At 66.4% G+C, this 19,479-nt stretch carries 17 protein-coding genes and 2 pseudogenes; 14 read left to right on the plus strand and 5 right to left on the minus strand.

What is annotated here, in order from left to right:
- The first annotated feature begins 42 nt into the window (after nucleotides 1-42).
- The 4 genes from rimO to ABIC16_RS13870 all read left to right on the plus strand — a co-directional run bounded on the left by rimO (nucleotide 43) and on the right by ABIC16_RS13870 (nucleotide 4,621).
- A complete protein-coding gene (gene rimO / locus ABIC16_RS13855) occupies nucleotides 43-1,374 on the plus strand; it encodes a 30S ribosomal protein S12 methylthiotransferase RimO (RefSeq protein WP_354291540.1) in 1,332 nt (443 codons plus the stop codon).
- Nucleotides 1,375-1,446: 72 nt separating this feature from the next.
- Nucleotides 1,447-2,844 (plus strand): serine hydrolase domain-containing protein, encoded by a 1,398-nt coding sequence (locus ABIC16_RS13860; protein WP_354291541.1) that lies wholly within the window; start codon nucleotides 1,447-1,449, stop codon nucleotides 2,842-2,844.
- The gene (locus ABIC16_RS13865; RefSeq protein ID WP_354291542.1) at nucleotides 2,841-4,232 is read left to right on the plus strand and encodes a leucyl aminopeptidase family protein; all 1,392 of its coding nucleotides are present in this window, start codon (nucleotides 2,841-2,843) and stop codon (nucleotides 4,230-4,232) included. Before ABIC16_RS13860 ends, ABIC16_RS13865 begins: the two co-directional genes overlap by 4 nt.
- Nucleotides 4,196-4,621: a hypothetical protein gene (locus tag ABIC16_RS13870; protein ID WP_354291543.1), complete on the plus strand. Its 426-nt coding sequence runs from the start codon at nucleotides 4,196-4,198 to the stop codon at nucleotides 4,619-4,621. The genes ABIC16_RS13865 and ABIC16_RS13870 overlap by 37 nt, the downstream gene beginning before the upstream one ends.
- Before the next feature lie 10 nt (nucleotides 4,622-4,631).
- On the opposite strand, the gene ABIC16_RS13875 is transcribed toward ABIC16_RS13870, so the two are convergent.
- Nucleotides 4,632-5,270, minus strand: coding sequence for a GNAT family N-acetyltransferase (locus tag ABIC16_RS13875; RefSeq protein WP_354291544.1), 639 nt, complete (start codon nucleotides 5,268-5,270; stop codon nucleotides 4,632-4,634).
- Nucleotides 5,271-5,286: 16 nt separating this feature from the next.
- Nucleotides 5,287-6,024, minus strand: coding sequence for a triose-phosphate isomerase (tpiA, locus tag ABIC16_RS13880; protein WP_354291545.1), 738 nt, complete (start codon nucleotides 6,022-6,024; stop codon nucleotides 5,287-5,289).
- Nucleotides 6,025-6,159: 135 nt separating this feature from the next.
- Between tpiA and ABIC16_RS13885 the strand changes: the two genes are divergently transcribed.
- Together ABIC16_RS13885 and ABIC16_RS13890 are read left to right on the plus strand one after the other, a co-directional pair.
- Nucleotides 6,160-8,109, plus strand: coding sequence for a peptidylprolyl isomerase (locus ABIC16_RS13885; RefSeq protein ID WP_354291546.1), 1,950 nt, complete (start codon nucleotides 6,160-6,162; stop codon nucleotides 8,107-8,109).
- Nucleotides 8,093-9,616, plus strand: coding sequence for an anthranilate synthase component I family protein (locus ABIC16_RS13890; RefSeq protein WP_354291547.1), 1,524 nt, complete (start codon nucleotides 8,093-8,095; stop codon nucleotides 9,614-9,616). Before ABIC16_RS13885 ends, ABIC16_RS13890 begins: the two co-directional genes overlap by 17 nt.
- A 57-nt stretch (nucleotides 9,617-9,673) precedes the next feature.
- On the opposite strand, the gene ABIC16_RS13895 is transcribed toward ABIC16_RS13890, so the two are convergent.
- Complete coding sequence (locus ABIC16_RS13895; RefSeq protein ID WP_354292334.1) at nucleotides 9,674-10,111, minus strand: hypothetical protein; 438 nt, start codon at nucleotides 10,109-10,111, stop codon at nucleotides 9,674-9,676.
- A 123-nt stretch (nucleotides 10,112-10,234) separates the two neighbouring features.
- On the opposite strand from ABIC16_RS13895, the gene ABIC16_RS13900 reads away from it, so the two are divergent.
- The 4 genes and pseudogenes from ABIC16_RS13900 to moaC all read left to right on the plus strand — a co-directional run bounded on the left by ABIC16_RS13900 (nucleotide 10,235) and on the right by moaC (nucleotide 13,059).
- A complete protein-coding gene (locus tag ABIC16_RS13900; protein WP_354291548.1) occupies nucleotides 10,235-10,819 on the plus strand; it encodes an anthranilate synthase component II in 585 nt (194 codons plus the stop codon).
- Nucleotides 10,816-11,813 (plus strand): annotated as a pseudogene (gene trpD, locus ABIC16_RS13905) (anthranilate phosphoribosyltransferase). The gene ABIC16_RS13900 and the pseudogene trpD overlap by 4 nt, the downstream one beginning before the upstream one ends.
- Nucleotides 11,810-12,595: an indole-3-glycerol phosphate synthase TrpC gene (gene trpC, locus ABIC16_RS13910; RefSeq protein ID WP_354291549.1), complete on the plus strand. Its 786-nt coding sequence runs from the start codon at nucleotides 11,810-11,812 to the stop codon at nucleotides 12,593-12,595. The pseudogene trpD and the gene trpC overlap by 4 nt, the downstream one beginning before the upstream one ends.
- On the plus strand, nucleotides 12,592-13,059 hold the full coding sequence (gene moaC, locus ABIC16_RS13915) for a cyclic pyranopterin monophosphate synthase MoaC (RefSeq protein WP_354291550.1): 468 nt from the start codon (nucleotides 12,592-12,594) through the stop codon (nucleotides 13,057-13,059). Before trpC ends, moaC begins: the two co-directional genes overlap by 4 nt.
- A 90-nt stretch (nucleotides 13,060-13,149) precedes the next feature.
- Here moaC and wrbA read toward each other — a convergent pair whose 3' ends face one another.
- Nucleotides 13,150-13,752, minus strand: coding sequence for an NAD(P)H:quinone oxidoreductase (wrbA, locus tag ABIC16_RS13920; protein ID WP_354291551.1), 603 nt, complete (start codon nucleotides 13,750-13,752; stop codon nucleotides 13,150-13,152).
- 40 nt (nucleotides 13,753-13,792) lie between these two features.
- Nucleotides 13,793-14,491, minus strand: a complete 699-nt coding sequence (locus ABIC16_RS13925; RefSeq protein WP_354291552.1) for a pirin family protein — start codon at nucleotides 14,489-14,491, stop codon at nucleotides 13,793-13,795.
- 132 nt (nucleotides 14,492-14,623) lie between these two features.
- On the opposite strand from ABIC16_RS13925, the pseudogene ABIC16_RS13930 reads away from it, so the two are divergent.
- From ABIC16_RS13930 to ABIC16_RS13945, 4 genes and pseudogenes are all read left to right on the plus strand, one after another.
- Nucleotides 14,624-15,525, plus strand: a pseudogene (locus ABIC16_RS13930) (LysR family transcriptional regulator).
- Between the two features lie 146 nt (nucleotides 15,526-15,671).
- Nucleotides 15,672-16,376 (plus strand): response regulator transcription factor CtrA, encoded by a 705-nt coding sequence (gene ctrA, locus ABIC16_RS13935; protein ID WP_277968542.1) that lies wholly within the window; start codon nucleotides 15,672-15,674, stop codon nucleotides 16,374-16,376.
- Nucleotides 16,377-16,614: 238 nt separating this feature from the next.
- Nucleotides 16,615-18,789, plus strand: a complete 2,175-nt coding sequence (locus ABIC16_RS13940) for an alkaline phosphatase family protein (protein WP_354291553.1) — start codon at nucleotides 16,615-16,617, stop codon at nucleotides 18,787-18,789.
- Nucleotides 18,789-19,466 (plus strand): hypothetical protein, encoded by a 678-nt coding sequence (locus ABIC16_RS13945; RefSeq protein ID WP_354291554.1) that lies wholly within the window; start codon nucleotides 18,789-18,791, stop codon nucleotides 19,464-19,466. Before ABIC16_RS13940 ends, ABIC16_RS13945 begins: the two co-directional genes overlap by 1 nt.
- Nucleotides 19,467-19,479: the final 13 nt, after the last annotated feature.

Genomic DNA, 19,479 nt, shown 5'->3' on the forward strand with positions numbered 1-19,479 from the left:
GCTAGAAAATTCCCGCGAACGCGCGTACATGCCGCCATTCCCATGGCAACAATACTCCCCTCCCCGCCGAAAATCGGCATGGTCTCGCTCGGCTGTCCCAAGAATCTGGTCGATAGCGAGCGGATCCTGACCAAGCTGCGCTCCGATGGCTATGCCATGTCGCCCGATTATGCGGGGGCGGACGTCGTGCTGGTCAACACCTGCGGCTTCCTCGATTCCGCGAAGGAAGAATCGCTTGAGGCGATCGGCGAAGCGATCGCGGAGAACGGTCGCGTCATCGTCACCGGCTGCATGGGCAAGGAAGCGGAGATGATCCGCGCCAAGTTCCCCGGCATCCTCGCGGTCACCGGCGCGCATCAATATGAGGAAGTCGTTGGCGCGGTCCACACCGCCGCCCCGATGCCGCCGAGCGCGTTCCTCAATCTCGTCCCCGAAAGCGGACTCAAGCTCACCCCGCGGCACTACAGCTATCTCAAGATTTCCGAAGGCTGCAACCACCGCTGCGCCTTCTGCATCATCCCCAGTCTGCGCGGCGACCTCGTCAGCCGCCGTCCCGACGCGATCCTGCGCGAAGCTGAAAAGCTGATCGAAGCGGGCACGCGCGAGCTGCTCGTCATCAGCCAGGATACCTCGGCCTACGGCGTCGACATCCGGCATCAGCCGCGGATGTGGCACGGTAACGAAGTCCGCGCGCACATGACCGACCTGTCGCGCGAGCTCGGCAAGCTCGGCGCGTGGGTGCGGCTCCACTACGTCTATCCGTATCCGCACGTCGATCAGGTCATCCCGTTGATGGCCGAGGGGCTGATCCTCCCCTATCTCGACATCCCGTTCCAGCATGCCAGCCGCAACGTGCTCAAGCTGATGAAGCGCCCCGCGAACGAGACCAAGGTGCTCGAACGTATCAAGACCTGGCGGACGATCGCGCCCGATATCGCGATCCGCTCGACCTTCGTCGTCGGCTTCCCCGGCGAGACCGAGGACGATTTCGCCTATCTGATGGACTGGCTGGAAGAAGCGCAGCTCGACCGCGTCGGCGCGTTCCGGTTCGAGCCGGTCGAAGGCGCTGCGGCGAACGACCTGCCCAACCACGTGCCCGAGGAGATCAAGGAGGAGCGCTACGCTCGCCTGATGGAACTGACCGCACGCATCTCGGCGGACAAGCTCCAAGCGAAGGTCGGCCGCACGCTCGACGTCATCATCGACGCGGTCGATGACGAGGGCGGCGCAACCGGCCGATCGAAGGCCGACGCGCCCGAGATCGACGGCGAGGTGTTCCTGCGGGACGCCGGGCATCTGAGCGTCGGCGATATCGTGGCGGTTTCGATCGAAGATGCCGACGAGCATGATCTTTACGGCGTCCCGACCGTTTGACGCGGGCACCTCTTCCCTTTGGGGGCGGGACGGTGACATATCGGCCCGTGTCTCGTTGAGGATCCCGCTCCCGTGAAGCTCGCTCCTTCCTGGCTGGCGACCGGCCTTCTGCTGGTCGCTGCCCCCGCCGCAGCGCAGTCGCTGACCCCGGCGGAAACCGCCCAGGTCGACCAGGCCGTCACCGCGACGCTCGCCAAATCAGGCATTCCCTCGGCGTCGGTCGCGATCGTGCGCGGCGGGCAAATCGTTTACGCCAAAGCCTATGGCAAGCAGGCCGAGACCGGCACGACGCGCGACGAGGCACCGTACCAGATCGCATCTGTTTCGAAGCAGTTCACCGCCGCCGCGATCCTGCTGCTCCAGCGCGAGGGCAAGCTGAGCCTGAACGATCACGTCTCGAAATACGTTTCCGGCATCACCGACGGCGACACGATCACGATCCGCCAGTTGCTCAGCCACACGTCGGGATTGCGCGATTACTGGCCGCAGGATTACAGCTTCAAGGCGATGGCGACCCCGGTCACGCCGCAGCAGATCGTCGATCGCTGGGCGAAGACGCCGCTCGATTTCACACCCGGCACGCAGTGGCAATATTCCAATACCGGCTATGTCGTCGCAGGCATGATCGTCGAGAAGGTGTCGGGACAGCCGCTGCTCGAGTTTCTCAAGGCCCGGATCTTCAAGCCACTCGGCGTGACCGTTTACGATCAGGATCTGGCGGTCGGCCCGGGCTTCCCGCAAGGCTATGGCCGCGCAGCGCTCGGACCGGTCCGCCCGGTCCAGCCACCCGCGCGTGGGTGGCTCTATGCCGCCGGCGAACTCGCGATGAGCGCGCGCGCGCTGGCGACATGGGATGTGGCGCGGCTCGACCACACCGTGCTCGCGCCCGAGGACTGGGCGACACAGGAAACCCCGGTCAAGCTCGCCGATGGAAGCACTAGCGGCTACGGCCTCGGTGTCTCTGTGGGCACTTCGGACGGACGACGGACCATCGAACATAGTGGCGAGGCGGTCGGCTTTCTGTCGGAAAACATCGTCTATCCCGACCAGAAAGCCGCGATTGTCGTGCTGACCAACAGCTGGTCGAGCAATGCGTATCAGACGATAGCGCAGAAGCTCGCCGGGATCGTACTAAGCCCGTCTGCGACCGATCCCGCCGACGCTACCGCGCTGGCGCGGGTGCGTCGTGTGTTCGATCAGCTACGCGACGGGTCGCTCGATCGCACGATGCTGACCGAGAACGCGAACTTCTATTTCACCCCGACCACCCTGGGCGATTACCGCGCAAGCCTCGCCCCGCTCGGCGCGCCCGTCGCGATCGTCCAGACCGGCAAGTCCCGGTTGCGCGGCGGCTTCGTCAACCGGTCGTACCGGGTGCGCTATGCCGACGCGACCCTGTCGATCAGCACCTATGCCGAGCCCGGCACCAACGGAAAGCTGGAGCAATTCATCGTGGCCCCAACGCAATGACCGATTTCGCCCCCCTGCTCCAACCCGATCGCGGCCAACCCGCGCGCACGATCCACGTTGTCCACCCGGATGCGTGGGAAACGTGGCTGACCGCGCAACCGCCGCGCGTGCGCAGCACCGTGGCGGCGCACCGCGTGACCGGGAAGCCCGGCAATCGTGCGGTGTTGCCGGGTGATGGCGCGGACGACTGGTCGATGCTGCTGGTCTGCAACGAAAGCCTCGATTCGCCGTGGCGGATCGCCTCGCTCGGCGCGCAGCTTCCCGCCGGCACCTACCGCCTTGCCAATGGCGAACCCGGCGCCGCGATGCTCGGCTGGGTGCTCGCACAGCATGGCTTCCACCGCTACCGCAAGGATGACGCGGCGGACGGCCCGCGCGTCCTGCTGACGGGCGAGCCCGCGCGGATCGCGGAAACCCTCCAGATCGCACAGGCGGTCGCCAAAGTTCGCGATCTCGTCAACACCCCCGCCGCCGACATGGGCCCGGCAGAACTGGAGGCGGAAGCCGCCGCGCTCGCGCAGGCGCACGGCGGCACGCTGAGCGTCACGCGGGACGACGCGCTGGTGAAGGGCTATCCGATGATCCACGCGGTCGGCCAGGCTGCGGCAAAGGGGCGCGAACCCCGGCTGATCGAAGTCGAATGGGGCAACCCCGCGCATCCGCGGATCGCCGTGATCGGCAAGGGTGTGTGCTTCGATTCGGGCGGGCTCGATATCAAGCCGTCGTCGGGGATGCGCCTGATGAAGAAGGACATGGGCGGTGCGGCACATGCGCTGTCGCTGGCGTCGCTGATCATGGGCGCGCGTTTGCCCGTTCGGCTGCATCTGCTGATCCCGGCGGTCGAGAACAGCATTTCGGGCAACGCCTTCCGCCCGGGCGACGTGCTCGCGACCCGCAAGGGCGTGACCGTCGAGAACACCAACACCGACGCGGAGGGGCGCCTCGTCCTCGCCGACGCGATCACGCGCGCGGGAGAGGACGCCCCCACGCTGATCCTCGATTTCGCGACGCTGACTGGTGCGGCGCGCGTGGCGCTCGGCCCGGATCTGCCCGCAACCTTCGCCAACGACGACGCCTTGGCCGAGGCGCTGCTCGCCGCCGGGACCGCGACCGGCGATCCGCTGTGGCGGTTGCCGTTGTGGGACGGGTATGACGAGATGCTCGCCTCCGACATCGCGGACATGGTCAACGCGCCCGATGGCGGCTTTGCCGGGTCGGTGACCGCAGCGCTGTTCCTGCGCAAGTTCATTCCCGCGAACACGCCTTGGGCGCATTTCGACACCTTCGCGTGGCGGCCGTCCGCCAAGCCGGGTCGCCCCAAAGGCGGCGAGGCGCTCGGGCTGCGCGCGGCGTGGGCGATGCTCAAGGCGCGGTATCCGGCGGCGTGATCTATATCCTGCTCAACCTCGCGCCGATCCTCGTCGCGACGGGGATCGGGATGCTGTTGGGCGCAGCGTATCGCGGGACCTTCGACCGGGGTGCGCCCCGGTTGCGGATGTCGACGCTGGTGATCGGCACACTCGGCCTATTCTGGTTCGCCTCGATCCTCGCGGGCGCGCTGATCCTCGCACCGCCCAAGGCAGCGCCATGGATCATGGCGGTCGGCAGCGCGGTGGTGATCTGGATCGGGTTCGTCCTGCCGGTCGTCGCGATCACGCAGAGCTATCGTGGTGCCCGCGCCGGGCAGATCGTCCGCGACAGCCTGTTCTGGCTGGTGACGATGGTGGCGCAGGCGGTCGCGATGAAACTGATCGGGCTGGCGCCGCCTCCAGCCTGACCGCCGACGATCAGGGCTGGGCGATCTCAATCGTCGTATACGGCGCAACGACCTGCCACCCCAGCGTTGCGTACAACGCACGCCCGGCATCGGTGGCCGCGAGGACGCGCTGCGTCCCGGCCGGTTGATGCTGCCCCAGCGCCACCATGATCGCCCGTCCCAGGCCCCGACGGTAATGATCCGGCTGGGTCACGATCCGGTCGTAACAAAAGACACCGCCCGCCGACGCTGAATAGCCGCTCGCCGCCGGATTTCCTGCCGCGTCCAGCACGACGGCGCACAGGACCTCGTCTTGCGTCGTTAGGTCAAGCCTATAGCCGTTCGGTAGCCGCGCCGCAGGATCGGTGGCTTGCGGCACCTGCAGCATCATCCACGCGACCGACTGCAGCGTCCAGCGTGGCGGAACGATCGTCAACACGTCCGTTGGGGGCGCACACGCCTTCAGGAACACGCGCGGCGTATCGATCGCGTCGGCCAGGGCACGGAACCCGTCGTCAGCGTCGAGGAACACGTACCGACAGCGCTCCGCCGCGCTCGCGGTATCGACGCGCCACCCATCACCATCCTCGACCGGCGCTGGAACCCCGCGCGCGATCGACCGTGCCGACAGCCAGCCCGCGAGCAGGTTCGGCGTCAACGCAACCGTCATCCCTGCGCCAGCCGGGTCATGCCGCCTCGATGATCGGTACGAACTTCGCGGCGGTCAAACTCGCGCCGCCGACCAGCGCGCCGTCGACGTCTTCGGTCTCTAGGATGGCGGCAGCATTCGCGCCCGTCACCGACCCGCCATAGATGATGCGGATCCCGTCCGCCGCATCCCCGACCAGCGTCCGCAGCTTGGCACGCGCGATCGAATGCACCTCGGCGATTTCGTCGAGCGTCGGGGTGCGGCCGGTGCCGATCGCCCAGCGCGGTTCGTAGGCGATCGTCAGCCAATCGCCGTTCGCAAGGTCCGGCACCGATTTCTCGATCTGCGCCTGAACGACCCGCGCAGCGCGCCCGGCATCCCGTTCGGCATCGGTTTCGCCGACGCAGAGGATGACCGAAAGCCCATGGCGATGCGCCGCGCTCGCTTTCGCCCACGCGTCCTGGCTCGTCTCGCCCTGATCCGCGCGGCGCTCGCTATGCCCGACGATCGTGAACCGCGCGCCGGCCTCGACCAGCATCCCGGCGGACAGGCATCCCGTGTGGGCGCCGCTTTCCGCGGAATGGACGTCCTGTCCGCCGAACGCAAAGCCCGGCGCGAACGCCACGGCGGGCGCGATCAGCGTCGCCGGCATCGCAATCGCCACATCGACCGCATTCGCGGCGCTCGCCGCCTCAGCAATCGCCGTCAGTTCGGAAAGCGCGGCATGGCTGCCGTTCATCTTCCAGTTGCCCGCCACCAGCTTGCGTCGCATCATTCTGCGTCTCTCCGTTTGCTCTTGCGGACAGCGATAGCGCCACGGGCGTGCTGCACAAGCTTGATGCAACACCGCCCTGCCCGTAAAGCAACCGCTCTTCGCTCCTTTTACACGACAGATCGGCCGACCCCGACCATGCTCAGTTTCTTCCGTCGAATGATCCGTCACCCGCTCGGCGGGGCCGTTGCGCTCGGCTTCGTCGCCTTGCTCGGCCTGGCCTTCGTCTTGTCGGACCACAGCGGCACGGCGACCGGTACGACGGTCAATGCGGCCGATGTCGCGGTCAAGGTCGGCAACAAGACGATCACGATCAGCGAACTGCGCGCCGCCGTCGCCCGCGATGTCGACACCTATCGTCAGCAGCAGCCGACGCTCGACACGCAGCAGTTCGTTGCGGGCGGTGGCTATGAAGCGACGCTGGAACGGCTGATCGACTCGACCGCCTTCCGGCAGTTCGCGCAGAAGCAGGGCATGGTCGTCAGCAAGCGCGCCGTGGACGGCCTGATCGCGAGCCAGCCCGGACTCGCCGGGCTGGACGGCAAGTTCAGCCAGGAAAAGTACGAGCAGGTGCTGCGCCAGATCGGGATGACCGATGCGGAAGTCCGGCTCCAGACCACCGACCAAGTGCTGACTCGGCAGTTGCTGCTGTCGCCGATCCAGGCGAAGCAGGTGCCGGTCGGTCTCGCCATGCCCTACGCCAACCTTCTGCTGGAAAAGCGCAGCGGCCAGATCGGCTTCATCCCCGCAGCAGCCATGCCCGCCGGGCCGGCGCCGACCGACGCCGAGCTGACGACCTATTATGCGCGCAACAGCGGCAAATATCGCCTGCCCGAGCGCCGTATCGTCCGGTATGCGACACTGACCCCCGCATCACTCGCCGCGCAGGCCGCGCCGAGCGACGCCGAAATCGCCGCCGCCTATAAGGCACAGGCCCAGAAGTACGCGGCTGCCGAACTCCGCACGATCATCCAGGTCGTCGTCGGCGACAAGGCGTCCGCGACGGCGCTTGCCGCCAAGGTGCGCGGTGGCGCGTCGATCGAACAAGTCGCCCGTGCCGCTGGTCTCGAGCCCGCCACGGTCAAGGATACGCAGAAGGCCGCGTTCGCCGGCCAGTCCTCGCCCGAGATCGCCAATGCGGTGTTTGCCGCCAAGACCGGCGACGTCGTCGGGCCGTTGCGCGCACCGCTCGGCTTCGTCGTCGCGAAGGTCGCGTCGGTCCGCACGCAAGCCGCCAAGTCGCTTGCCGAGGCGACCCCCGAGTTAAAGGCGTCGCTTGCCCCGCAAAAGACGACCGCGCTGCTGACCGAAAAGCGCGCCGCGTTCGACGATGCGCTCGGCAAGACGAGCTTCGACGGACTGGTTACCAAGAACCAGCTCACCGCGCAGACCACGCCAGCGCTGACCGCGAGCGGCCAGAACATCGATACGCCGACCGCCAAGCCCGATCCCGCGCTGACCCCGATCCTCGCCGCCGCGTTCGCCGCATCGCCCGGAGACCAGCCGCAGACGGTACCGCTCGGCCAGGACGGCAGCTTCGCGCTGGTGACGCTGGACAAGGTGATCGCCGCCGCGCCGCGTCCGCTCGCGCAGATCCGCGAGACGGTCGTTCGGGACTACCAGCTCGACCGCGCGCAACGCGCCGCGCGCGAGGTTGCCGCAAAGGTTGTCGCCACCGCCAACAAGGGAACGCCGTTGCCTCAGGCGCTGGCCGCGACGGGCCTCAAGCTCCCGCCGCTACAGCCCGTCACGGGGCCGCGCGCCGCGCTGATCGGCAACCCGCAGCGCGTGCCCCCGCCGCTCGCGCTGATGTTCGCCATGCCCGCGAAGACGACGAAGCTGCTGGAAGCGCCTGACAAGTCCGGCTGGGTCATCGTCCACCTCGACACGATCACGCCCGGCAACGCGCAAGGCAACGCCAAGGTGATCGCCGGAACGCAAAGCGACATCGGCAACGTCGTCGGGCGCGAATATGTTTCGCAGTTCGGCAAGGCCGTGCAGAATGCGATCGGCACATCGCGCAACGCGAATGCCATCGCATCCTTGAAGGCCGAACTCCTGGGCGTCGCCAGTGCCGACCAGCCCTGATCGTCCGGACGCGGCGGCGGCACGGCTCGCGCTCGGGAGCGGACGTCCCGCGCTGCTGTGGCAGCGCCAGATCGCCGATACCGAAACGCCCGTCGCTGCCGCGCTCAAGCTGATCGAGCCGGGGCGCGGGGACTTCCTGCTCGAGTCGGTCCAAGGCGGCGAGACGCGCGGTCGCCATAGCCTGATCGGCCTAGCGCCGGATCTGCTGTTCCGCGCGCACGGCGCGGCCGCCGAGATCAACCCCGCGTGGCTGACCGATCGCGAGGCCTTCGCGCCGTGCAGCGAACCGACGCTCGACGCGCTGCGCACGCTGGTCGCGTCGTGCCGGATGGACGTTCCTGCCGAACTCCCCCGCGCGCTGGCGTGCCTGGTCGGCTATTTCGGCTATGAGACGATCGGCCTGGTAGAACGCTTGCCACGTCCGACCAACGACGCGCTCGGCCTGCCCGACATGATTTTCGTGCGCCCGACCGTGATCCTGATCTTCGATCGGCTCGCCGATGCGTTGTTCATGGTGGCGCCGGTCTGGCCCGATGCGACTCGCGATCCAGACGCAATCGTCGCTCAAGGACTCGACCGGATCGATGCCGTCGCTGCCCGTCTGGCGACGGCGACGCTCCCCGCCCCGGTGCGGACCGAAACCGCCGCTGAGATCGCGCTGACCTCGACGCTCGCGCCCGGTCGCTATGCGGAGATGGTGGCGCGCGCGAAGGACTATATCGTCGCAGGCGATATCTTTCAGGTCGTGCTTGCGCAGCGCTTCACCGCGCCGTTCCCGCTTCCCGCGTTCGAACTGTATCGCGCGTTGCGGCGAATCAATCCGTCGCCGTTCCTGTACCACCTCGATTTGCCGGGATTCGCGTTGACCGGCTCATCCCCCGAAATTCTGGTGCGCGTGCGCGACGGCGAAGTGACGATCCGCCCGATCGCCGGAACGCGACCGCGCGGCAAGACTGCGGCGGAAGACGAATCCAATCGCACCAGCCTGCTCGCAGATCCAAAGGAGCGTGCCGAACATCTGATGCTGCTCGATCTCGGACGCAACGACGTCGGGCGGGTTGCGGAGGCTGGCAGCGTCACGGTGACCGCGAGCTACACGACCGAATTCTACAGCCACGTCATGCACATCGTGTCGAACGTCGTCGGTCGGCTCGCGCCGGACAAGGACGCGCTGGACGCGCTGTTTGCCGGGTTCCCCGCGGGGACCGTCTCCGGTGCGCCCAAGGTCCGCGCGTGCGAGATCATCGCCGAACTGGAGGATGCGGTTCGGGGTGCCTATGCGGGCGGCGTCGGCTATTTCTCGCCGGACGGGTCGATGGATTCGTGCATCGTTTTGCGCACCGCGGTCGTCAAGGACGGCGTCATGCACGTTCAGGCCGGCGCAGGCATCGTCGCGGACAGCGAGGCGGTGTACGAACAGCGCGAATGCGAAGCCAAGGCCGGCGCCTTGCTCGCCGCCGCGCGCGAGGCGATCGCAAGCGCTGCAAGGAGCACGTACGGCCAGTAACGTCTTACCCCGCGGAATGCCCGGTCCCCCCGACCGAAGCCGGGGGGAACGTTGAGCTCAGGGAATGATCTCGGCCTGACGGCGTGCCTCGGCCCGCTCGGCCGCGAACTGCTCGGCGCGAAGTTTGCCGCATCCGGTCTGACCACCCGATCCCACGGGCGAACACGTATCAGGCAAGCCGCCAGCGCGCCGCCCGGCCTCATCCGCCACGGCCGTGCGATTGACCCAGCTCTGGTTTTGCGCGGCAATCGGCTTGTCGTCACGCAACTCCTTCGGAATACGGTAGGGCTCGCCGACTCGAGCGCACACGACGATCTCGGCATCGGGGTCGCTCGACTTGGGGCAAGCCTGATTCCCCGTGATCGTCACCGATCGGATCCGCTGCGGCGGCTTCCCCGACTCGGCCTGTTGCTGAGGGCCGGACGCGGCCGTTTGAGCCAAGGCCGTGGCGGGCAGCGCGGCCAGCAATCCAATCACGGCTAAAGTGCGCAACATGTTCATTTCTCCTGAGGTTCATCAACGTGCGGGGGGCAAGGTTGATCCACCCTGAACCGCTCGTGTGATCGTCCGACCGCGTAACCGTTGTGGTATATCGCCAAACACGGTAGCGGCGCGAGGATGATCCTCGTCATCGACAATTACGACAGCTTCACCTGGAACCTCGTCCATTATCTGATGGAGTTGGGCGCGGAAGTGAAGGTCGTCCGAAACGATGCGCTGACCGCCGCCGACGCCATGGCGAGCAACGCGCAGGGGTTCCTCATTTCGCCCGGCCCGAAGACCCCGACCGAAGCGGGCGTTTCGCTCGATCTCGTTGCAGCGTGCGCGGAGGCGGGTCGACCGCTGCTCGGCGTGTGTCTCGGCCATCAGGCAATCGGCCAGCATTTCGGGGGTTCGGTCGTGCGCGGCGGTCTGATGCACGGCAAGACGTCCCCCGTCACGCATGACGGCAGCGGCGTGTTCGCCGGCTTGCCCTCGCCGTTCACCGCGACCCGCTATCATTCACTGATCGTCGAGGACATGCCCGACACGCTCGTCGCCAACGCGCACGCGGACGACGGGTCGGTGATGGGGGTCCGCCACCGCACGCTGCCGATCCACGGAGTGCAGTTCCATCCGGAAAGCATCGCCACCGAACACGGCCATGCGCTGCTGGCGAATTTCCTGTCGGATGCCGGCATCGTCCGCAAGGGCGCCGCATGAGCACCCTTACGCTGCTCCCGGACCCGAGCACCCCACTCAGCCGCGAAACCGCGGCGCAGGCGTTCGTCGACGTGCTGGACGGCCATGCCTCCGACGACGCGATCGCGGCGTTCCTGACCGCCCTGGCGGAGCGGGGCGAGACGAGCATCGAAATCGCGGAAGCGGCCCGCGCGCTCCGCAACCGGCTGATCCCGATCTCCGCGCCCGCCGGGGCGATCGACGTCTGCGGAACCGGCGGCGACGGGCATCATACGCTCAACGTCTCGACCGCGGTCTCGCTCGTCGTAGCGAGTACCGGCGTTCTCCCGTTGCCAAGCATGGCAACCGCGCGGCCTCCTCCAAGGCGGGCGCCGCCGACACGCTCGAGATCCTCGGCCTCGACATGGAGCGTGCAGGCGCGAACGCGGAGGCGAGCCTCCACGAGATTGGCATCGCCTTCCTGTTTGCGGCCAATCATCACCCCGCGATGCGCCGGATCACCCCGATCCGGCAGCGGATCGGGCGCCGCACGATCTTCAACCTGATGGGTCCGCTCGCCAACCCGGCCGGTGTGACGCGCCAGCTGATCGGTATCGCCAGGCCGGATTACGCGGCAACCTATGCTGCCGCGCTCGAACAGCTCGGCACCGAAGCCGCGGTGGTCGTGTCAGGCGAGGAAGGGCTGGACGAAATCTCGTGCGCTGGCCCGTCGCGTGCGGTCAGCATCGGAAACACCACCCTGCCCGAGCGGATCACGCCTGAGGATGCCGGCCTGCCGCGTCACCCGATCAGCGCGATCGTCGGCGGCGACCCCGCGTATAACGCCGCCGCGCTGCGCCGTCTGTTGCAGGGAGAGAGAGGCGCGTATCGCGATGCGGTGCTGCTCAACGCGGCAGCCGCGCTGATCGTCGCCGGAACCGCGCAAACCCTGCCGCAAGGTGTAGACATCGCCGCCGAAGCACTGGATTCCGGTGCTGCAAACGCCCTGCTCGATCGCTGGATCGCTTATTCATGACCGATATTCTCAACCGCATCCTCGAAACCAAGCGCGCCGATGTCGCCGCGCGCAAGGCGACGATCCCGATGTCCGAACTCGATGCGCGCATCTCCACGCAGACCAAGCCGCGCGGGTTCCGCGCCGCGCTCGACGCGCGTGCGAAGACGGGCTTCGCGCTCATTGCCGAGATCAAGAAGGCGAGCCCGTCGAAGGGCCTGATCCGCGAGGATTTCGATCCCCCGGCGCATGCCACCGCTTATGCCGCGGGGGGCGCCGCCTGCCTGTCGGTGCTGACCGACGAAGCGTGGTTCAAGGGGTCGGACGCGTTTCTGGTCGCGGCGCGCGCGGCGTGCAATTTGCCGGTGCTCCGCAAGGATTTCATGGTCGACCCGTGGCAGGTCCCGGAGTCGCGCGGGATCGGCGCGGACGCGATCCTGCTCATCATGGCGGCGCTTGACGACACCTTGCTTGCCGAGATCGAGGCGAGCGCGCTGGAATGCGGGATGGACGTGCTGGTCGAGGTCCATTCGGAAAGCGAGATGGAACGCGCGATGAAGCTCAAATCGCGGCTGATCGGTGTCAACAACCGTGACCTGCGCACCTTTACCGTGGATTTCGCGCGGACGCGCGAGCTCGTGTCGAAGGCGCCCAAGGACTGCACGTTCGTCGCCGAAAGCGGACTGACGACGCGCGCCGATCTCGATGCGATGGCGGAACAGGACATCCGCTGCTTCCTGATTGGGGAAGCGCTCATGCGGCAGCCCGACGTCGAGGCCGCGACGCGCGCGCTCGTCGGATGAGCGGCCTGACGCACCTCGATGCGGCGGGCGCGGCGCATATGGTCGATGTCGGGGGGAAGGCCCCGACGCGCCGCGAGGCGGTCGCCAGTGGCCGGATCGACATGGTGCCCGAGGCCGTCCGCGCAATCCGCGACGGCAGCGCGATCAAGGGCGACGTCCTCGCGGTCGCCCGCGTCGCGGGGATCATGGGGGCGAAGAAGACGAGCGATTTGATTCCGCTGTGCCACCCCTTGCCGCTCACGCGCGTCGCGATCGACCTTGCAATCGATGAGGCCGGGGTCGCCGCAACCGCGACCGCGGCGACCGAGGGCAAGACCGGGGTGGAAATGGAAGCGCTGACTGCGGTGACGGTGGCGTTGTTGACGATCTACGACATGGCCAAGGCGATCGACAAGACGATGACGATCCGCGACATCCAATTGCTGACCAAGGTCGGCGGCAAGTCGGGCGACTGGGCGCGCTGAACCCTGGTGCCGGCCTGCGGCGGGGTTAGCCCCTACCGCTTCCGCGACGACGGATGGGAGAGGCCGCTTTCGTAGCCTCCCCCGTATTCGTTACCCGAACAGCTTCGCCGCCGTCTCGGCAATGCGCTTGCCCTGGTAGCGGGCGCCATCCAGTTCTTCCTGCGCGGGCTGACGGCTGCCGTCGCCATCTGCGATTGTCGTCGCGCCATACGGCGTGCCACCAAGGACCTTGTCGACGCCCATCTGGCCCTTGAAGCCATAATCGAGGCCGACGATCGTCATGCCGTGGTGCAGCAGGTTGGTGATGATCGAAAACAGCGTCGTCTCTTGGCCGCCATGCTGACTGGCGGTCGAGGTGAACGCACCGCCGACCTTGCCGATCAGCTTGCCCTGGAACCACAAGCCACCGGTCGTATCCCAGAACGACGCCATCTGCGCGGGCATCCGACCGTAGCGCGTCGGCGCACCGACGATGATCGCGTCATAGTTGGCGAGCGCGTCGGGGCCTTCGATCAGCGGGTGCGCGGTATCGGTCTTGAAGTGCGCGGCCTCGACCACGTCCTTGGGCGCGGTTTCGGCAACGCGGCGGATGTCGACCTCTGCACCCCCCGAGCGTGCGCCCTCGGCGACGGCATCGGCCATCTGCTCGATGTGACCATAAGACGAGTAATAGAGCACGAGAACTTTAGACATCATGACTTCCTTCGGTTTGGAAACATAGGGTTGTGAACGTTTATTGAGAGTCGACGAGAACCAGTTCGGCATCCTCGATCGCGGTGATCGTCACGGTCTGGCCGCCGTCCATCGCCGCGCCATCGCGCGCCTTGAACGTCTCACCAGCGATTTCGATCACGCCCGTCGCCGGCACGAGATACGCGTGCCGCCCCGGCAGCACTTCATGCGTGATCGTCTCCCCGGCGCGCACCATTGCCGCCAGCACGCGGGCTTCGGCGCGGATCGGCAACGCATCGCTGTCCTCCACGAAACCGCTCGCCAACGTGACGAACTGACCCGAGCGATCGTCCTTCGGAAAAGGCTTCGCGCCCCACGACGGCGACCCGCCGGTACGGCTCGGTTCGATCCAGATCTGGAAGATCGTCGTCTGTTCGGCTTCCAGATTATATTCGGCATGCCGCACGCCAGACCCGGCGCTCATCACCTGAACATCGCCAGCGCCCGTCCGCCCTTCGTTGCCGAGCGAGTCCTTGTGCGTGATCGCGCCTTTGCGGACATAGGTGATGATCTCCATGTCGCGATGCGGATGCGGCGGGAAACCGCTGTTGGCAGCGATCTCGTCGTCATTCCATACGCGGATCGCACCCCATCCCATCCGGGCCGGCTCGTGGTAATTGGCGAAGGAAAAGTGGTGACGCGCGTTCAACCAGCCGTGATTGGCATGCCCAAGGCTTTCGAAAGACCGTTTCTCGATCATGACATGTCTCCAGAAGGAACCAGTCGTTCCGTTGAGTGCATGATAGGCGTTTCAATCACGTCGTAAATGGAAACACTGGAAACCGATCGTTTCCATGGCTAAACGGCTCTCTCTGTCGCGAAGGGACAAACGATGCGCCTGCCCGATCTCGAAGCCTGGGCCATCTTCGCAAGCGTGGTGGAACACCGCTCGTTCAGCGGCGCGGCGGAAGCGATCGCGTTTCGAAGGCGACCGTGTCCAAGGCGGTCACCCGGCTCGAAGCGCATCTCGGCCAGTCGCTGTTCCACCGGACGTCGCGACGCCTGACGCTGACCGAAAACGGCAAGGGGCTGGCGGAACATGCTGCCCGGATCCTCGCCGAGGCCAACGCCGCCGAGGAAGCCGCGCTCGATGCCGCCAACGCACCGACTGGCCTCGTCCGGGTCGCCGCGCCGATGTCGCTCGGGCTGCTGGCGATCGCGCCCGTCATCGCAGACTTTCTGGTGCTCAATCCGGGGATCGAGATCGACCTCCACCTGTCCGACGCCCGAGTCGATATCGTCGCGGAAGGATTCGACATCGCGCTGCGGATCGCGACGCTTCCCGACAGTTCGCTGCGCTCGCGCAAGCTCGCCGACATGCGGATGCACGTGGTCGCGGCACCCGCCTATCTCGCGCTTCACGGGCGCCCGACCCATCCCGGTCAACTCGGCGAGCATCGTTGCTTCGCCTATACCAACGTCACCACGCCGTGGCGCTTCGTCGGGGCCGACGGGACGGAAGTGTCGGTCCGGCTCAACGGTCCGCTGGCAACCAATAGTGGAGAGGCGATGCTGCCGGCGCTGCGCCGCGGGCTCGGCATCGCGATGCTGCCCGAATTCATCGTCGCGGAGGATTTGAAGGCGGGCCGGATCGAAACGATTCTGGGAGACTGGGCGCCCCACACCGGGGCGCTCCACCTGATGACGCCACCCGGTACGTTGCGCCCCGCGCGAGTCGAAGGTCTCATCGCATTTCTGACTGATCGTCTAAAACAGATTTGCGTCCTGCCATGACCTTTTTCCTGCCTCCCCTACCGCGTTGTTTCCACGGCTTAATCGCAAATTAACCTTTTGCCTTCATCACTGTTGAGGTTAATAGTTACCACAAGGGTTGGTCAGGCCACGGGAGGTACTGGCCCCTTGAAACGGGGAACAGCAAGATGCGGGTGCTGCTGATCGAAGACGAGCCGACGACTGCAAAAGCGATTGAGCTCATGCTGTCGGCTGAAGGTTTCAACGTCTACACGACAGATCTTGGCGAAGAAGGCCTCGATCTCGGCAAGCTGTATGATTATGACATCATCCTGCTCGACCTCAACTTGCCCGACATGCACGGCTATGACGTTCTCAAGCGACTCCGCGTCGCCCGCGTCCAGACCCCGGTGCTGATCCTCTCGGGGATCAACGAGATGGACTCGAAGGTCCGCTCGTTCGGCTTCGGCGCAGACGATTACGTGACCAAGCCGTTCCACCGTGAAGAACTCACCGCGCGCATCCATGCGGTTGTCCGCCGGTCGAAGGGGCACAGCCAGTCCGTGATCCGGACCGGCAAGCTCGCGGTCAACCTCGACGCCAAGACGGTCGAGGTCGATGGCGCGCGCGTGCATCTGACCGGCAAGGAATATGCGATGCTCGAGCTGCTGTCGCTGCGCAAGGGCACTACCCTGACCAAGGAAATGTTCCTCAACCACCTGTACGGCGGGATGGACGAACCCGAGCTCAAGATCATCGACGTGTTCATCTGCAAGCTTCGCAAGAAGCTCAGCATGGCATGCGAGGGCGAAAACTATATCGAGACCGTCTGGGGCCGCGGCTACGTGCTGCGCGAACCCGAAGACATGCTCGGTTCGGTGGAAGTCGCCTAACCCGTTCCGTTGATCCTGTGCAGTACGGCTGGCCGGGTGGTGATCGCATCATCGCCGGCGGCGGCTTCGTGCGCGCCTGTGATTTCGCGCAACAGCACGCAATTTAATGACGCCAAAACAACTATTTGCGTGACATTTCGTTTACCATAAGTCACGTTTCCGTCACGATCGTCAGTTAGCGCCCAGTTTCGGCGGGCGCTTCGGCGGTCTGGCCAGTCCAATGTCCTGGGGCAAATCTATGAAGATGCAATCCGCGCTGGCAGCCCTGTGTGCGACCAGTCTCGTCCTCTCCGGCTGCAGTGGCGGTGGTGGTGGAACACAAACCGCGCCGACCCCCGCGCCCTCCCCGACGCCTTCACCGACCCCGACCCCTTCGGCCCCGGCGGTCCGGACGATCGTGATGGTGTGGGATGGTCTGCGTCCGGACGACGTCAACGCGACCGATACGCCCAACCTGTTTGCGCTCCAGCAAGCCGGCGTCAATTTCCAGGACAATCACTCGACCTATCCGACGTTCACGATGATGAACGGATCGAGCTTTGCGACCGGGTCCTTCCCGAAGACGTCGGGCTTCTACGGCAACACCTTCTGGACCCCGCCGCAGGGCACCGGCAACACGATCCCGGCGGGCAAGACCGCCGCGGGCGGCACCCAAAGCTACACCGACCCGGTCTTTACCGAGGATTATCAGGTCCTGAGCACGCTGAACGACTATTACGGCGGCCAGTTGCTGCTGGTGAAGAGCCTGTTCGCGACCGCGCAGGCCGCTGGGCTCACCACCGCCGCGATCGGCAAGTCGGGCGCGGCGTTCATCCAGGATCTCGGCAAGGGCGGCGTGTTCCTCGACGAGAACACCGTCCAGCCGCGCAGCCTCGTCACCGAACTGCAAGCCGCGAACATTCCGCTCCCGACGAACGTCGTCAACAATTATACCGCGGGCGAAGCGGTCACGCTCGCAGGCACGAACGGCACCCCGACCGCCCGTGCCGGCTATGTGACGTTCGACACCACCGCCTACGATCCGAACGGCACGATCACGGTCGCTGCGCGCGACTCCAGCGACGAAACGCAGGGTGCTCCCGAGGATGCGTCCAACAAGTACATGTTGAACGTCTTCACGTCCTACATCCTGCCCCAGAAGAAGCCGATGCTGTCGGTCATCTGGTTCCGTACCCCCGACAACGTCGAGCATGGCTACGGACCGGGCAGCGCGAACGCCAAGGCCGGGCTGCAATCGCAGGACGCGCGGCTGGGCGAGTTGATGGCCGCGCTCAAGGCGCAGGGTCTGGATAGCACGACCAACGTCGTCGTCGTGTCCGATCATGCGCATTCCAGCGTCTCCGGACCGCTCAACCTGTATCCGCTGCGGACGATCAACCCGTCGGCTTCCGCGCCGAACGGTCCCACGATCAATGGCGCCACCAGCGGCACGAGTGCGGCGAGCCTCGGCGGGGTCAATCCGTCGGGTTATTCCTTCTCGGGCGACGTCCGCTCGGCCGATCTGCTGACCTATCGCGGTTTCCGCGCCTATGATGGTGCGGGCTGCTCGACCAGCGCGATGTACGGCATCTCGGCAACGGGGACTGCGACCATCCCCGTCCGTCTGGACACGACCGGCTCGGTCTGCGGCGCGGCGAACACGAAGTATCAGGCGATCAGCGCGACCGGCACGTTCCGCGTTCCCGCCCCCGGCAGCCTGCCGACCAACGGCATCGTCGTCGCGGCGAACGGGGGGTCGGACTATTTCTACGTCCCCAGCCACGACGTGACGACGATCCGCAACCTCGTCACCTTCCTCCAGCAGCGCGAGGAATATGGCGCGATCTTCGTCGACAGCCGGTACGGCGCGCTGCCGGGCACGTTGCAGATGAACCAGGTCAACCTGGAAAACGCCACCCGCAGCGGCAACGGCCAGCCCGATGTGGTGGTGTCGTTCAACTGGGACGATCAGGCAACCGTCCAGGGCAAGGCCGGGATCGAGTTCGAAAGCGCGGGCGGGCAGCGCGGGATGCACGGCAGTTTCAGCCCGGTCGACGTCCACAACACGCTGATCGCGTCGGGTCCGTCGTTCCGCAAGGGCGCGACCGTGACGACGCCGACCGGCAACGTCGATGTCGCCCCGACCGTCGCCTATCTGCTGCGCCTGGCGATGCCGCAAGCCGATGGCCGTATCATCAACGAGGCGCTGGCCACGCCGGCGAGCGGATCGACCCCAACGGTGGCGGCATCGTCCATCTCCCCCACGGCGCCCGCGACCGGGCTCGCGTTCGAGACCCCGCTGGATCCGACCGGCCGGACACGCGACACCTCGCTCCCGCTCGGCACCTACACCATCACGCTGCAGGTGAAGGATCTGACGATCGACGGGAAGACCTACCGCTACTTTGATCACGCCAAGGCCATTCGCCAGTAATGCGTATGCGCAAATCGACCGTGTCGGTGCGTCTCGCGCTACCGCTGCTCGCCCTGGCGGCTGCGCCCGGGCTGGCAGCAACGGCACCCCGCGCGGGAACGTTCGACACCGTTTTCGCGGCGACCGGCGAACCCGCCTTCCTCCACGTGCAGATCCTCTACGCCTCCAACGGAGCGATCCACCGGCTGGAACTGTGGCGCGACCATGATCGCAGGATCAAGCGCGTCACCGATGCCGCGCTGGCGACCTACGCGACGCGCAAGGCCGGGGAAGTCGGCTATACGCTCAAGGTGCTCGACCTGAAGCGCCGGATCAGCACGGTGATCGAGCGGACCAACCTGTACCGGATCGGGCAGTTCACCGACTGGTACGATCTGGGGCACGGCCTGCGCCACCCCAAGGGCCCCTATCGCCTGGTCGCGGCGCGGACCCCGCCCGCGGGCATGCCGCGGATCGGACGGGCATGCCGCTGGTACGATCTGATCGAGGGCGCGCGGACCACGCACATCTGCTGGGACGATACGGTCAAGCTACCGCTGCTCATCGCCCCCGCCAGCGGCCCACCGGTGTGGCGCGTCACGGCGGTCGATCAGCGCACCATCCCGTCCGCGACGTTCGTCCCTGACGATCGCGGCTTCATCAAGAACGACGCCAACCGCGACATCGAGGCGGACTGACCGGCGCGGTCCG

The organism is Sphingomonas sp. PvP055, assembly GCF_040546365.1.
Classification (GTDB): domain Bacteria; phylum Pseudomonadota; class Alphaproteobacteria; order Sphingomonadales; family Sphingomonadaceae; genus Sphingomonas; species Sphingomonas echinoides_A.